Annotated in this window: 12 protein-coding genes; 11 read left to right on the forward strand and 1 reads right to left on the reverse strand. The window is 65.6% G+C overall.

Translation table 11 applies throughout. The annotated features are described in order from the left end of the window. Nucleotides 1-24: 24 nt before the first annotated feature. The 7 genes from LPA34_RS22705 to LPA34_RS22735 all read left to right on the forward strand — a co-directional run bounded on the left by LPA34_RS22705 (nt 25) and on the right by LPA34_RS22735 (nt 7,682). On the forward strand, nt 25-843 hold the full coding sequence (locus LPA34_RS22705; protein WP_228982473.1) for an FAD binding domain-containing protein: 819 nt from the start codon (nt 25-27) through the stop codon (nt 841-843). A 16-nt stretch (nt 844-859) separates the two neighbouring features. After that, nucleotides 860-1,327 (forward strand): SRPBCC family protein, encoded by a 468-nt coding sequence (locus tag LPA34_RS22710; RefSeq protein ID WP_228982474.1) that lies wholly within the window; start codon nt 860-862, stop codon nt 1,325-1,327. A gap of 59 nt (nt 1,328-1,386) precedes the next feature. Then, complete coding sequence (locus LPA34_RS22715) at nt 1,387-1,896, forward strand: (2Fe-2S)-binding protein (RefSeq protein WP_228982476.1); 510 nt, start codon at nt 1,387-1,389, stop codon at nt 1,894-1,896. Further along, nucleotides 1,893-4,229, forward strand: a complete 2,337-nt coding sequence (locus LPA34_RS22720) for a xanthine dehydrogenase family protein molybdopterin-binding subunit (protein WP_228982478.1) — start codon at nt 1,893-1,895, stop codon at nt 4,227-4,229. The genes LPA34_RS22715 and LPA34_RS22720 overlap by 4 nt, the downstream gene beginning before the upstream one ends. 11 nt (nt 4,230-4,240) lie before the next feature. Further along, nucleotides 4,241-4,966: an enoyl-CoA hydratase/isomerase family protein gene (locus LPA34_RS22725; protein ID WP_228982479.1), complete on the forward strand. Its 726-nt coding sequence runs from the start codon at nt 4,241-4,243 to the stop codon at nt 4,964-4,966. 112 nt (nt 4,967-5,078) lie between these two features. Next, complete coding sequence (locus LPA34_RS22730; RefSeq protein WP_228982480.1) at nt 5,079-6,644, forward strand: UbiD family decarboxylase; 1,566 nt, start codon at nt 5,079-5,081, stop codon at nt 6,642-6,644. 105 nt (nt 6,645-6,749) lie between these two features. Further along, complete coding sequence (locus LPA34_RS22735; RefSeq protein WP_228982482.1) at nt 6,750-7,682, forward strand: LysR family transcriptional regulator; 933 nt, start codon at nt 6,750-6,752, stop codon at nt 7,680-7,682. A 15-nt stretch (nt 7,683-7,697) separates the two neighbouring features. On the opposite strand, the gene LPA34_RS22740 is transcribed toward LPA34_RS22735, so the two are convergent. Further along, nucleotides 7,698-8,720 (reverse strand): XdhC family protein, encoded by a 1,023-nt coding sequence (locus LPA34_RS22740; protein ID WP_228982483.1) that lies wholly within the window; start codon nt 8,718-8,720, stop codon nt 7,698-7,700. A 551-nt stretch (nt 8,721-9,271) separates the two neighbouring features. Here LPA34_RS22740 and LPA34_RS22745 point away from each other — a divergent pair. The 4 genes from LPA34_RS22745 (at nt 9,272) to LPA34_RS22760 (ending at nt 15,797) form a co-directional block, all read left to right on the forward strand. Further along, nucleotides 9,272-10,492: an MFS transporter gene (locus LPA34_RS22745; RefSeq protein ID WP_228982486.1), complete on the forward strand. Its 1,221-nt coding sequence runs from the start codon at nt 9,272-9,274 to the stop codon at nt 10,490-10,492. Between the two features lie 313 nt (nt 10,493-10,805). Next, nucleotides 10,806-11,693 (forward strand): TetR/AcrR family transcriptional regulator, encoded by an 888-nt coding sequence (locus tag LPA34_RS22750; RefSeq protein WP_228982488.1) that lies wholly within the window; start codon nt 10,806-10,808, stop codon nt 11,691-11,693. Between the two features lie 90 nt (nt 11,694-11,783). Further along, on the forward strand, nt 11,784-14,282 hold the full coding sequence (locus tag LPA34_RS22755; protein ID WP_228982490.1) for an acyl-CoA dehydrogenase: 2,499 nt from the start codon (nt 11,784-11,786) through the stop codon (nt 14,280-14,282). An 87-nt stretch (nt 14,283-14,369) separates the two neighbouring features. Further along, complete coding sequence (locus LPA34_RS22760) at nt 14,370-15,797, forward strand: 3-oxoacyl-ACP reductase (protein WP_228982492.1); 1,428 nt, start codon at nt 14,370-14,372, stop codon at nt 15,795-15,797. Nucleotides 15,798-15,799: the final 2 nt, after the last annotated feature.

Here is a 15,799-nt window from a genome sequence, read left to right on the forward strand (position 1 = left end):
CGGCCCGCGACTGCAGGAGACTCCATGTACGAGACCACCTACCTTCGGGCAAGCTCACTGGACGAAGCGCTCGCCTGGCTGCGCGAACATGAGGAAGCCCGCCCGCTGTCCGGCGGCATGACGCTGATCCCCACCCTCAAGCAGCGGCTCGCGGCGCCCTCGCATCTGCTCGATCTCACGCGGATCGAGGCGTTGCGCGGCATCAGCGTCGCCAGTGGCGTGCTGCGGGTCGGCGCGCTGACGAAACATGCCGAAGTCGCGGCTTCGCCAGTGGTCGCCGCGGCGATCCCGGCGCTCGCGCAACTGGCCAGTGTGATCGCCGATCCCCAGGTGCGCAATCGCGGGACGATGGGCGGCTCGGTCGCGAACAACGATCCGGCAGCAGACTACCCGTCGGCGGTGCTGGCGCTCGATGCCGGGGTGGTCACTTCAGCGCGGCGCGTCGCCGCCGACGATTTCTTCGTCGACACCTTCGAAACCGTGCTCGGTGCCGATGAACTGGTGACGGCGCTCGAGTTCGCGATCCCGTTGCGTGCCGCCTACGCAAAGTTTCGCCAGCCGGCTTCGGGTTATGCCGTGGTCGGCGTTTTTATCGCGCAGTACGCCGATGCGGTGCGCGTTGCCGTGACCGGCGCGGGCGCTTCGGTGTTCCGCTGGTCTGACGCCGAAGCGGCACTGTCGGCTGATCTGTCGGAAGCGTCGCTGGCCCCGCTCAAGGTCGACCCGTCGACGCTGCCCGACGACGACAACGCCTCCGCCGCGTATCGCGCGCATCTGATCGAAACCTACACACATCGCGCCTTACAGGCGCTGCTCGCGCAATCGTTGCGCCAGCCCGCTTAATTCAGGAGACACAAGGATGGAATTCACCGGATCGCAGACCATCGCCGCATCGCGCGAAGCGGTATGGAAAGGATTGAACGACGCGGCCGTGCTGCAGGCATGCGTGCCCGGCTGCGAGGCGTTCACGGCGGACAGCGACGACGAGTTCAAGGCCGTCGTGGTCGCGTCGGTCGGCCCCGTCAAGGCCCGCTTCAAGGGCACGCTGCTGCTTTCCGAACGCGATGCGCCGAACGGCTACCGGATCGTCGGTCAGGGCGAAGGCGGCATTGCCGGTTTCGGCAAGATGACCGCGGCCGTGATGCTCGCCGACGCGCAGGAAGGCGGCACCCTGCTCACCTACGTCGCCGAGGCGCAGGTCGGCGGCAAGCTCGCGCAGATCGGCTCGCGGCTCGTCACATCGGTCGCGAACAAGCTGGCGAGCGAGTTCTTCAAGCGCTTCAACGCCACGCTGAGCGCGCCGGCGGATGCCGTCGACGCGCAGTGAGCTTTGTTCCGGCGTGCCGCTGCGTGCGCGCGTCCGGACGACACAGAACAGGGTGAACCATGGTTGAAGTCCAATTGCAGGTCAACGGCGTCGAAGTCCGGCGCGAAGTGCCCGACCACACGCTGCTGGTCGAATTTCTGCGCGAGACGCTGCGTCTTACCGGCACGCACGTCGGCTGCGACACGAGCCAGTGCGGCGCATGCACGGTCAATCTCGACGGCGTGTCGGTGAAGTCGTGCACGGTACTGGCCGCCCAGGCGAGCGGCGGCACGGTCGCGACCGTGGAAGGATTGCGCGCGAGCGCTGGCAGGACACTCCATCCGGTACAGAACGCGTTCGTTCAGTGTCACGGATTGCAATGCGGCTTCTGCACGCCCGGCATGATCATGTCCGCCGATTTCTATCTGCGCGAGGTACCCGCGCTCGACGACGAGAGCATCTGTCACGCGCTCGAAGGCAACATCTGCCGCTGTACCGGCTATGTCAACATCGTCGAGGCGGTGCGTCACGCCGCCCGCGAGATGTATCCGGAACTGGTTGGCACGCAGCAGGAGGGCCAGCACTCATGATCGGCAAACCGATACCGCGCGTCGAAGACCTTCGCTTCGTGACCGGCAAGGGCCAGTACACCGACGATCTGCACGTCGACGGCCAGCTATACGCGGCCTTCCTGCGTTCGCCGCACGCCCATGCGGCGCTGCGCTCGGTCGACGTCTCGGCCGCTCGCGAAGCACCCGGCGTGATCGCTGTATTGCTCGGCCAGGACTATCTCGACGACGGCTTCCAGGGTGTCGACCACGTACCCAATCCGGTCGACGCGGTGGATGCGACCAGGAAGGCGTTCCTGACTTCGCTGACCGGTTCGATCTTCAATCAATTCCATATCCCGTTGCCGGTCGACCGTGTTCGCTACGTCGGCGAGGCGATCGCGATGGTGATCGCCGAAACGCAGCTGCAGGCGCGCAACGCGACAGAACTGATCGAGGTCGATTACGACGCGCTCGACGCTGTCGTCAACGGCGCCGATGCGATGCGCGACGACGCCCCGCAGCTATGGGAAGGCGCGCCCGGCAATCTGTGCTTTCAGACCCAGATCGGCGAGCGCGAGACCGCACGCGCGATTCTGGCGAACGCCCATCACGTGGTGCGGCGCGAGTTTCATCACAGTCGCGTCGTCAACTGCCAGATGGAGCCGCGCAGCGCGATCGGCGCGTACGACGCGCAGACCGATGCGTACACGCTGATTTCGGGCAGCCAGGGTGCGGTGCGCCAGAAGCTGTGCCTCGCGGCCGCGCTGAAGGTGCCGCCGTCGCAGGTGCGCGTGGTGTGCCCCGACACTGGCGGCGGTTTCGGCCCGCGCTCGTTCATCTATGTCGAGCAGCTCGCGGTGGTATGGGCCGCGCGCCGCGTGGGACGCCCCGTCAAATGGACGAGCGATCGCAGCGAAGCGTTCCTGTCCGACTATCAGGGCCGCGACGCGATCATCCGCTCGGCAATCGGCTTTTCGAAGGACGGCCGCATTCTGGCTATCGACAACGAATGGATCGGCAACGTCGGCGCGCATACCGTGTCGTACGTGCCGATGTCGAACGGCACGCGCATCATGACGACCGTCTACGATGTGCCGGTCGCGGCGGTCCATGTGAGCGCGGTGCTGACCAACACCGTGCCGACCGCGCCGTATCGCGGCGCGGGGCGCCCCGAAGCGACCCACGTGATGGAGCGCATGCTCGATCTCGCGGCGGACGAACTGGGCCTCGGGCGCGCCGAGATCCGCCGCCGCAATCTGGTTTCGCATGACAAGCTGCCGTACCTCAGCCCGATGGGCCTGACCTACGACAGCGGCGAGTTCGCGCGCAACATGGAACGCGCGCTCGTGCTCGCGGAGTGGGACAGCTTCGAGGCGCGGCGCGCGGCCTCGCATGCGAACGGCAAACTGCGCGGCATCGGCCTCGCGAATTACATCGAGTCGCCGGTCGGCGCGCCGCGCGAGCGCATCGAACTGACCGTGCTGCCGGACGGCCGCGTCGATATCGTGTCGGGCACGCAATCGACCGGCCAGGGCCACGAAACCACCTTCGCGCAGGTGATCGCGCAACATCTGGGCGTGCCGATGCAGGCCGTGACGCTGCGCACCGGCGACACCGCGTTCGTGAGCGTCGGCGGCGGCAGCCACTCGGACCGCAGCATGCGGCTCGGCGGCATGCTGCTCGTCGACACCGCCGCGCAGATCGTCGCGACCGGCAAGCGCGTCGCCGCCGTGCTGTTCGGCACGACACCGGAACAGATCCGGTTCGCCGACGGCGATTTTGTCGATGACGCATCGGCGCGCCGCATCGGCCTTTTCGACGTAGCCGGCCAGATCGCCAGCGACGGCCTGCCCGGCGACGCCGCGACGAGGAAGCTCCATGCCGCGGCCGAGGTCAACGCGCGCGTGCCCGCGCACCCGACCGGCGCGGCGGTCTGCGAACTCGAAGTCGATCCGGACACCGGCATCGTCACGCTGCTCAACTACACCTCGGTCGACGACGTCGGCCAGCCGATCAATCCGCTGATCGTCGAAGGCCAGGTGCATGGCGGCCTCGCGCAGGGCATCGGCCAGGCGCTGTCCGAGGGGTGCTATCTGGACCGCGAGACGGGCCAGGTGCTGACCGGCTCCTACATGGATTACGGCATGCCGCGCGCCGGCGCGGTGCCGCCGCTGCGCGTCGAATTGACCGAAGACCCGACGCACGGCAATCCGCTGCGCGTGAAGGGCGGCGGCGAAAGCGGCATCACGCCCGCCACCGCCACGATCTTCAATGCGCTCGCCGATGCCCTCAGGGAATCCGGCAAGGAAGAACTCGCGATGCCCGCCACCCCCAAGGTGGTCTGGGAATTTATCCACCGGCCCGCAGCCTGAAGGAATCCGTCATGTCTACTGAATTCGTTGCCATCCATCGAAACGGCCCACTCGTCGAAATCGTGCTCGACCGTCCGGAGAACGGCAATCTGATCAACGCGGAAATGAGCGATGCGATCATCGCGGCCGTCTCGTCGCTCGACGACGAGGTGAAGCTCGTGCGTATCGGCAGCAGCGGCGCCGACTTCTGCAAGGGCCGCCAGTCGCCGATGCCGGCCGCCGACGCAAAGCCTTCCGCGGAAACGCTGCGCCGCGTGGTCGCCGCCCCGCCGCTCGCACTCTACGATGCGCTCAAGGCGGTGCGCGTGCCGGTGATATCGGTGGTGCGCGGCGCGGCGCTCGGCGTCGGCTGTGCACTCGCCGGCGTGTGCGACGTCGTACTTGCGGCCGACGATGCCGTGTTCCAGATTCCCGAGATGGAGCGCGATATTCCACCGACGCTCGTCATGTCCGCGCTGATCGGCCGCGTGCCGGTGAAAACCGTCGCGCACATGGTCCTGAGCCGCCAGCGGCTGTCCGCCGCCGAGGCGCTGCAGGCCGGGCTCGTGAGCCGCATCGTGCCGGCGGCGAGCCTCGACGCCGAGGCGAACGCGCTCACGCAGACACTGCTCGGCTGCAGCGCGGTGACGCTGCGCGCGGTCAAGCAGTTCCTGCATCTCGCACCGGAGATGTCCGCCACCGGCGCGAGCGGCTTCGCCGCGCATCTGGCGGCCACCGCGTTGTCGGCCCGCTTCTGATTGCCCGCTTCTGATTGAATGAGCCAGCGGCGCGCGCCACGCGGACCGCCGCCTCCGAAACGACGATCCATCGACTACAACACCGCGCGACACGTTGCGCGAGGAGCCCAGATTGAGACCCAGGACAACGATCCCCTCCACCGCGGAAGGTACACCCGCCCCCGACCTCGAACAGTTCCGCCTGCGACGTTTTCTCGAATCGCTCGACGATACCGAACTCGAACGCCATGCAGCGCCGGTCGATCTCGCGGACATTGCCGCGATCATGGAAGGCAACCCGCGCGCGATCTGGTTCGAGCGGCCGTCCGGCGGCACGACGTCGCTCGCCGGCAGCGTCGCCGCGAGCCGCTCGCGGCTTGCAAAGGCATTCGACACGACCCCGCAGCGTCTGCTCGAAACGGTACGTGAACGGCTGCGCGTGAAGGGCAAGCTCGTCGAGGTGAGCCGCGACGAAGCGCCGGTCCAGCAGGTCGTGCTGACCGGCGACGACTGCGACTTCACCGCGCTGCCCGTGCATCTGCAACACGACCTGGACGGCGCGCCGTACATCTCGGCGTCGATCGACTTCGCGGTCGATCCGGAAACCGGCTGGACCAACGTCGGCATCCGCCGGCTGATGCTGCGCGGTCGCCGCACGGCCGGCATCGACCTCGTCGCGCCGTCCGACCTGCGCGCGATCGCCATCGCGCACGCGAAACGCGGCGAGCGCACGCCGATCGCATTCGCGGTGGGCACGCACCCGATCGACCACGTCGGCGCGACGATGCGCATTCCGACCGACGAACTGGAACTCGTCGCCGCGCTGCGCGGCACGCCGATGGGCGTCGTCAAATGCGTGACGAACGACCTGCTCGTTCCCGCCGACGCCGAATTCATTCTCGAAGGCTATCTGGACGAGCGCGGCCACGTCGAACCGGAAGGCCCGTACGGCGAGTTCCTCGGCTACTACGGCGGCGTGAAGACGAACCCGGTGTTCCATCTGACCGCGATCACGCACCGGCGCGACGCGGTGTTCCAGACCTGCACGATCGGCGGCCGCTCGATGGCGCGCACCGATACCGCGCAACTCGCCGCGCTGCGCACTGAAGTCACTGTGTGGCGCGCGCTCGAAACGGCGGTGCGCGAAGTGAAGGCCGTCTACGCGAACCCGGCGACGGGCGGCATGTTCAACGTGCGCATCGCGATGCAGCAGCGGGTGCCCGGCGAAGCGCGCAACGCGATCGCGGCGGTGTTCGCGTCGCTCGCGAACGTGAAGCACGTGTTCGTCGTCGATCCCGACATCGACGTGTTCTCCGACGAGCAGATGGACTGGGCCCTCGCGACGCGCTTCCAGGCCGACCGCGATCTCGTGCTCCAGGACAGCATGCGCGCGATGCCGCTCGACCCGTCGCTGCTCGGCGCGACGAAAACCGCGAAAGCCGGCTTCGACCTCACGCTGCCGCTGCTCGCGCCGGGCGCGCAGCGCGATCTCGAACACCGCGTGCCGACGCCGCCGGCCTGGCAGGGCGCGCGCTTCGATTCGCTCGAAGCAGCGCTCGAACACGGTCCGAAGCGCTTCTCCGAACTGATGGCCGCGACCGGCACGCGCGATGGCCGCGAGGTGGTGCGCTGGCTCGAGGACATCGCGCGGGAACGCGCGCTCTCGCGCGACGCCGAGGGACGCTACGCGTTCGCCTGACGCGCCGGCAACTGCCGCACGGGCGTCCCGACGTGCGGCAGCCGCTGCGGCAGACGGGATAGAATCGGGCTTGCCCAAGCCCGATACACGAAGGATCTGCTGTCGATGAACCTGTCCCTTAAACAGCTCAAGGTATTTCTTGGGGTTGCAAACACGTCGAGCTTCACGAAGACCGCACAGAGCATGCATCTGAGCCAGGCGGCGCTCAGTGCGATCATCCGCGAACTGGAAACGCAGTTGCGGTGCCGGTTGCTCGAACGCACGACACGCACCGTGTCGTTGACCGAGGCGGGCCGCGTGTTCTATCCGACCGCGATGAAGATCGTCGAGACGCTCGAAAAATCGGTAACCGAACTGAACGAGCTGGGGCGCCAGAAACAATCGTCGTTGTTGCTGGGCTGCACACCGATGATCGCCGCGAGCCTGATGCCGCCGGTGCTCGCACGCTTCTCGCAGATCTATCCGAACTCGCAGATCGAACTGGTCGACCGGCCGCCGGGCGAACTGGTGCACATGGTCGAGGAAGGGCATCTCGACGCGGCATTCGGCGTGTTCTTCTCGCAGATCTCCGGCATCGACCGCGTGCCGATCTTTCCGACGCGGTTCGTTGCGGTATCGGCAGACAACGGCGCGCTGCTCGGCGCGGCCGCAGCGCGCGGCGGCATCCGCTGGACCGCCCTCGAAGGCCTGCCGTTGATCGCACTACCGAAGGACAATCCACTGCAGCGGCTGATCGAAGCGACGCTCTCGAAAGAGGAAGTGAACGTGAGCCGGCGCATCGTCGTCGGTCATCTTCAGACCGCGATCGCGATGGCGCAGGAAGGGCTCGGCATCGCGATCATGCCGTCGTTCTGCAAGCATATCTGCCGGCATTACCGTGTGAGGATCGACGCGATCCGGCCCGAGGTCGCGCTATCGTTCTACCGGATCACGCGAGTCGGCCGCGATGCACTCGCGGTACTCGACCAGTTCACCGAAATGTTCACCGAAGCCGCGCAGGAACCCGTAGCCGCCATCGCCGACGACGAGCTGGACTGAGTCACTGGCGGTACGTCATGCGGCGCACAACGCATTGACCGACGCGTCGATTTCGCGCGCCGCCTTCGCCCCCTCCACCCGGGACGCCGCCGGCAGCACCACGCCGTTCTTCGCGGCGGTCACTTCGGAGAGGATCGAGAGTGCGATTTCGGGCGGCGTACGGCTGCCAATGTAGATACCTGCCGGCCCATGTAACCGCGCGAGCCCGGCTTCGGTCAAATCAAACTCTTTCAGCCGTTCGCGCCGCGCCGAGTTGTTGCGTCGCGAGCCGAGCGCACCGACGTAGAACGAAGGCGTCTTCAACGCCTCGATCAATGCGAGATCGTCGAGCTTCGGGTCGTGCGTGAGCGCGATCACCGCGCTGCGCTCGTCAAGCTTCATGCCGAGCACCGTATCGTCGGGCATCGTGCGAACGAGCGTCGTGCCGGGTACATCCCACGTATCGGCGTATTCCTCGCGCGGGTCGCACACCGTCACCTGATAATCGAGCCCCACCGCAATCGACGCCAGATAGCACGACAACTGCCCCGAGCCGATCACCAGCATCCGGTAACGCGGACCGTGTATCGTGACGAACCGCTCGCCGTCGAACGCGACACCGTCGGTCGCCTGCGCGGCGGACAGCGTCGCGACACCGGTTGCCATGTCGAGTGTGCGAGCAACGAGCTCACCCGCTTCGACGCGACGGCATAGCGCCGAGATCCCGCGCGCATCGGACAGCGGTTCGAGCATCAGTTCGATCGTGCCGCCGCACGGCAGGCCGAAACGATGTGCGTCGTCCGCGCTGATGCCATATTTGAGTGGCTGCGGCCGGTCCGGTGTCACAGCGTGGCGGCGCACGCGGTCGATCAGATCGTCTTCGATGCAGCCACCCGATACTGAGCCCGCCACGAGGCCGTCGTCGCGAACGACGAGCATCGATCCCTCGGGGCGTGGGGACGAGCCCCACGTCTTCACCACCGTCACCAGCCACGCGCGATGGCCCGCGCCGAGCCAGCGCACGCTGGCCTTGAGGACTTCGAGATTCACGCTGTCCATGATCGTCTCCGGCTGTCGACCGGAGTTGACGCTTTAGCGCGTTACCCTGGTCCCATGCAAGTTGTTGCGGTCCACGCGGGCAACGCAAGTACACATCGCATCGGCCGACATCGCCGGGAAACGACACAAGGCCAACGACAGCAACAAGCATGAGCGCGGAATGAATACCGGACACCACGCGTCCGGGTTTGCCGTCGAGTGTAGAGAAACCGCGTTGCGCGGGGAATCAGCGATTTTCGATCAATCCATCGGGCTGGCCGATCAATGCAGCCGGGTCGTCACCGGAAATACATCGCCACAAACATTACAAATCACTTAAATAAATATATCTATATCAATACGAATATTTCATATTGCCGACAGAAGATCATGCTCGTTTGCATCGAGTACGAATTTACTCGGGGATTACCATGAAAAAGGGGAAGTTGAATCACGCACCCGTTTAACAGCCGGCGTACACTTTCGCGAAGCCCGCTCCCACGAGGCATGTGAGACACGCCGGAGACCGCGTCGCATGTATGCGGGGTACTGTGGAACAGGAGAACAACGAGATGAGCTGGACACGGGAACAGAGAAACGTCACGATTGCCGCCTATCTGGGCTGGACACTCGACGCATTCGATTTCTTTCTGATGGTTTTTATATTGAAAGATATCGCCGCCGAGTTTCATACGGAAATATCTTCCGTCACCTACGCCATTTTCCTGACGCTAATGGCGCGACCCGTCGGCGCCCTCATCTTCGGACGGCTCGCTGACCGGTTCGGCCGCCGTCCCACGCTGATGATCAACATCGCGTGTTATTCCCTGCTCGAACTGCTGTCGGGCTTTTCGCCGAATCTCGCCACCCTGCTCGTCCTGCGCACGCTCTTCGGCGTCGCGATGGGCGGCGAATGGGGCGTCGGTTCCGCGCTCACCATGGAAACCATTCCGCCCCATGCGCGCGGTTTCGTGTCCGGCCTGCTGCAGGCGGGCTACCCGAGCGGCTACCTGCTCGCTTCCCTCGTATTCGGCCAGCTCTATCAGTACATCGGCTGGCGCGGCATGTTCTTCATCGGTGTGCTGCCCGCGCTGCTCGTGCTGTACGTTCGCGCGCACGTGCCCGAATCGCCCGCATGGCAAACGATGCAGCAGCGGCCACGCCCCGGCCTCATCGCCACGCTGCGGCAGAACGTCAAGCTCTCGATCTATGCGATCGTGCTGATGACGGCGTTCAACTTCTTCTCGCACGGCACCCAGGACCTGTATCCGACGTTCCTGCGCGTGCAGCACAAGTTCGGTCCGGAGATCGTGCAGAACATCAGCATCGTGCTGAACGTCGGCGCGATTGTCGGGGGTCTCTTCTTCGGCGCGCTCTCCGAAAAGATCGGCCGTAAGCGGGCCATCTTCATCGCGGCGCTGATCGCCCTGCCGGCCCTCTGGCCGTGGGCATTCTCGACGACTCCGCTCATGCTCGCCGCCGGCGCGTTCCTGATGCAGATCTCGGTGCAAGGCGCGTGGGGCGTGATTCCGGTGCATCTGAACGAGATCTCCCCCGACGATATCCGCGCGACCTTCCCCGGTCTCGTCTATCAGCTCGGCAATCTGCTCGCCGCGATCAACGGGCCGATGCAGGCGAAGTTCGCGGAAGCGCACGGCAACAACTACGCACTGCCGATGGCACTCGTCGCGGGCATCGTGGCGGTCGTGATCGCCATGCTGATCCTGTTTAGCCGTGAACGACGCGGCATCGATATGACGCAGTCAGCCAGGGAGGTCGCGGCGCTCCACTGAACGCGACGTCCTGAACGCCGGCCCGGTGCCGGCGCGAACATCCGGCAACAGGCAGCACCCGCGCTGCTTTCGCCCGTTATACGAGGCCGTTCCGATTTTGTCCGGAACGGCCTTTTTTCATTTGCACGCCACCCGACGCATGCGCTGTCGCAACGCAGCAAACAGCGGCGATCGAGCACTTTTTAGAGGCGTCCACCCACATTCCCGCTTGCTGTTAAAAGCATCGCCTTCTTATCCTGAAAAAAACGTCCGTTTCAATCGGATACTTGAATCGCCTGTTCGCGGTCGGGCGATCGACACTGGGAGGCGCAACATGGCAGTTCGCACCACAGGCCGGCTTGCCGGCGACACGAAGTCGCGCATCCTCGACGCTGCCGAAACCCTCTTCATCGAATGCGGCTATGAGGCGATGTCGTTGCGGCAGATCACGTCGCGCGCCGAGGTCAATCTCGCGGCGGTCAACTATCACTTCGGCAGCAAGGAAGCGCTAATCCACGCGATGCTGTCGCGACGCCTCGACCGGCTGAACCAGGAGCGTCTGAAGCTGCTGGACCGCTTCGACGCGATGCCCGGCTCGCGCCTCACCTGCGAACACGTGCTCGGCGCGATGTTCATTCCCGCGCTGCGGCTGTCGCGCGATCCGCAGGTCGGCGGCAAGGCGTTCCTGCGGCTCCTCGGCCGCGCCTATACCGATCCTTCCTCGTTCATTCGCGACTTTCTCGCGGCGCATTACGAGTCTGTCGCGATGCGTTTCTTCGACGCGTTCCAGCGCGCGCTGCCGCATCTGCCGCGCGAGGAACTCGGCTGGCGTCTGCACTTCGCGATCGGCGCGCTGTCCGGCGTGCTGGCCGGCACGGACACCGAGAGCCTCATCGCCGGGTTCTCGCAGGGCAAGTCGATGAACGACCTGCAACTGATCGCACGCCTCGCTTCGCTGATGGTGTCCGCGCTGAAGGCACCGCTGCCGGATGCTTCGCAGTTCGCCGCGTTCGCCGCTGTCCTTGGCGATGCCGCCGACGGCAGTGAACCCGACTGCCCAGACACCTCGTCTGCTGGTTCGGACGCGGGCGCTGCTGGTGCGTCCAGCATGCGCGACAACGCGGGTTCCGGCACAACCGCCGACGATCCGCCGCCGCACACGACCGCACCATCCGCTCAATCCGCCAGTACAGTCGAACGCGCAGTGAACCATCCGGTCTGACAGTTAAACAGGGTCGACGGGCAATCAGGAACACGCGCGCCGTTTGCGCGGACGTGCCCGATTACACCGTGAAAACAGGGAGAATTCGTCATGCAGTGGCTTATCGTTGCGCTCTTCGTCGTGAGTGCCGGGCTTGTCTTCATGCAGGCACGCGCCGCATGGTGGCTGGCGTTCATGGCCGTGTGGGTCGCCACCGCCTTCCTGACGGGTGCGGCGGGACCGGTCGCCACGACGTGCCTTGCCATCGTCCTCGTGATTCCCGCGCTCGTTCTCGCACTAAAGCCCCTGCGCCGTTTATGGCTCACGAAGCCCGTGCTCGAAATCTTCCGCAAGATCCTGCCCGAGATGTCGCCAACCGAGCGCGACGCCATCGAAGCCGGCACTGTGTGGTGGGATGCCGCACTCTTCTCCGGGCGTCCGCACTGGGACACGCTGCTCGCTCATGGTCCGGTCACGCTCACGGCTGAAGAGCAGGCGTTTCTCGACAACGAATGCCAGCACCTGTGCGATCTCGCGAACGACTGGGAAACCAGCGCGGTCTGGCAGGATCTCTCGCCGCAAACGTGGCAGTTCATCAAGGAGAAAGGCTTCCTCGGCATGATCATTCCGAAGCAGTATGGCGGCAAGCAGTTCTCCGCGTACGCGCATTCGCAGGTCATCATGAAGCTCGCCACGCGCTGTTCGGCGGCTGCCGTTTCGGTGATGGTGCCGAACTCGCTCGGCCCCGCCGAACTGCTGATGCACTACGGCACCGAAGCGCAGAAAAATCACTATCTGCCGCGTCTCGCGAGCGGCGAGGAAATTCCCTGCTTCGCGCTGACGAGCCCGTACGCCGGTTCCGATGCGGCTGCGATTCCGGATGTGGGCATCGTCTGCGAAGGCACGTTCGAAGGCCGCGAAACGCTGGGTTTTCGCGTGACGTGGGACAAGCGCTACATCACGCTCGGACCGGTCGCGACGGTGCTCGGTCTCGCCTTTCGCGTGCGCGACCCGGACCATCTGCTGGGCGTCGACGACGAACCCGGCATCACCTGCGCGCTGATTCCAGCGACGCATCCCGGCGTGAAGATCGGTCGCCGTCACTGGCCGCTGAACGCCGTGTTCCAGAATGGCCCGAACGCCGGCCGCGACGTGTTCATTCCGCTCGACTGGGTGATCGGCGGACGCGAGCAGGTGGGCAACGGCTGGCGCATGTTGATGGAATGTCTCGCGGCGGGCCGGGCGATTTCGCTGCCGTCGTCGAACGTCGGCATGGCGAAACTCGCCGTGCGCGGCACGGGTGCCTATGCCGCGGTGCGCCGGCAGTTCCGCACGGCCGTCGGCAGGTTCGAGGGCGTGCAGGAAGCGCTCGGCCGCATGGGCGGCAACCTCTACGTGATGGACGCCGCGCGCCGCCTGTCGGCGCAGGCGGTCGATCTCGGCGAAAAGCCCTCGGTGATTTCGGCGATCGTGAAGTATCACATCACCGAACGCGCCCGGAAGGTCATTAACGACGGCATGGACGTCGTCGCCGGCAAGGGCATCTGCATGGGGCCGTCGAATTTCCTCGCGCGCGCCTACCAGCAGGTGCCGATCTCGATCACCGTCGAAGGCGCGAATATTCTCACGCGCTGCCTGATCATCTTCGGTCAGGGCGCGATCCGCTGCCATCCGTACGTGCTGAAGGAAATGGCCGCCACGCGGGAGGCCGATCGTCACAAGGCGCTGCGCGATTTCGACGAAGCGTTCTTCGGACACGCGAGCTTCACGCTATCGAATGCGATGCGCAGTTTCGTTTATGGGCTGACGGGTGGCGTTTTCATCGCGAAGCCGCAGCGCGCGCACGCGCCGCTCGTTCACCACTATCGCGCCGCGACACGCATGTCGACCGCGTTCGCGCTGCTCGCCGATATTTCGATGTTCGTGCTGGGCGCCGACCTGAAGCGTCGCGAGCGCATTTCGGGGCGGCTCGGCGACGTGCTTTCGCAGCTGTACCTGATTTCGGCGACGCTCAAGCGCTTCGAGGACGAAGGCCGCCAGGAGAGCGATCTGCCGCTCGTATGCTGGGGCGTCGAGGATGCGCTGTATCGGGCGCAGCAGGCCATCGACGGCGTGCTCGCGAATTATCCGAACCGGCTCGCGGCGGGTCTGGTGCGCGTGCTCGCGTTTCCGTTCGGTCTGCCGCATCGCGCGCCGTCGGACAGCCTCGGCACGGCGATTGCCGAACTGATGCAGACGCCCGGTGCGGCACGCGAGCGCCTCGTCGCTGATTCGTACGTTCCGCCGGTCGACGTCGATCCGCTCGGCTATGGCGAACTCGTGTTCGCGCTAACGCCGCGCGTCACGCAGATCGAGCAGAAGCTGCGCGAGGCCGTCAAAAGCGGCCTGATCGGGCCGATGCCGCAAAGCCTGCCCGATCTGGCCGCATGGATCGAAACCGCCGAAGGACTCGGCCTGATCGACGGCAGCGAACGCGGCGTGCTGGCCGACTATGCACGCTACGGCGCGGAAGTCGTCAAGGTCGACGACTTCCCGGCCGACTTCGGCATGCTCGCCGATCTGCAAAAGCGCAAGGATGCGCTCGAGCGCGCGATGGAAATGGCCGTCTGACTCGAAACACGCGCCCCGCCGTGCACGCCGCACGCGGGACGCTTCGCACACAGTGAACGCCCACACAGCACACCGCGGAACCGGACGATGAACGACTCCTACCTGAACTTCGTCAACTCGCCATTTGGCGCGCGGCTCGCAAGCTCGCTTGGACTGCCGAAGCCCGAGGTGCTGCGCCGCTATCGCGCGGACCGGCCTGAATTCGAAGGGCTGATTGCCGTCGGCGCGGGACCGCAGCCGCGGATGCTTGAGGCGCTCGCCGGCATGATCGCGCGTACCGGCATGACGGGCGTCGCCCATGAAAGTGCGGGGTTGTGGATTCCCCTCGCGCAACGACACGGAATGTTGACCGGCCGCTTCGAGCCGGTCGCGAGTGGTGCACGTGGAGCGAGCGGTTCGGCGCAAGGCCGCATGAGCGCACTGCTGTTCGACGCCAGCGGTATCGAGGACACCACGCAGTTCGATACGCTCTACGCGTTCTTTCACGACGCGTTGCGTTCGCTCGACAAATGCGGGCGCATCGTCGTGTTCGGCCGGCCACCGGAAGTGTGTGCAACCACAAGGCAATGGACCGCTCAACGCGCGCTCGAAGGCTTCACGCGTTCGCTTGGCAAGGAAGCACGTCGCGGCATCACGTCCAACCTGATCCACGTGGCACCCGGCGCGGAAGCGCTGGCCGAAGCCACGCTGCGGTTTTTCCTGTCGCCGCGCTCGGCGTATGTGTCGGGCCAGGTCGTACGCATCGAAACCGTGACACACGCGCTGCCCGTATTCGACTGGAAGCAGCCGCTCGCGGGCCGTCGCGCGCTGGTGACGGGTGCCGCGCGTGGCATCGGCGCATCGATTGCGGAGGTGCTCTCGGCCGAAGGCGCGCAGGTGATCGGCGTCGACATTCCGTCCGCGAAAGAGGTGCTCGACCGTACGATGCGCGCGCTGAACGGCACCGCCCTCGCCTTCGACATCGCCGCACCGGAAACGCCGGCGCAACTCGCGGCGGCGCTCGATGAAAACGGTGTCGACATCATCGTGCACAATGCCGGCATCACGAAGGACAAAACCATCGCGAAGATGACGGCTGCCGCGTGGCACAGCGTCATCGACATCAATCTGGCGGCGCAGGAACGCATCGACGATACGCTGCTCGAAGCGGGCACGCTGCGCCATGGCGGACGGATTATCGGTGTGTCGTCGATCAGCGGCATCGCGGGCAATCGCGGGCAAAGCAACTACGCGACGTCGAAAGCGGGCGTGATCGGACGCGTGCAGAGCATGGCGCCGCATCTGCTCGAACGGCACATCACGATCAACGCGGTCGCACCTGGCTTCATCGAAACGCAGATGACCGCGAAGATACCGCTCGCGATCCGCGAGGCAGGACGTCGCATGAATTCGATGAGCCAGGGCGGCCAGCCGGTCGATGTCGCGCAGACGATCGCATGGCTCGCGCACCCGGCCTCAGCGGGTGTGACGGGTCAGGTGGTGCGCGTGTGCGGCCAGAGCCTGCTCGGAGCCTGACG

The sequence above is a fragment of the Paraburkholderia gardini genome (assembly GCF_907164575.1).
GTDB classification, from domain to species: Bacteria; Pseudomonadota; Gammaproteobacteria; order Burkholderiales; family Burkholderiaceae; genus Paraburkholderia; species Paraburkholderia gardini.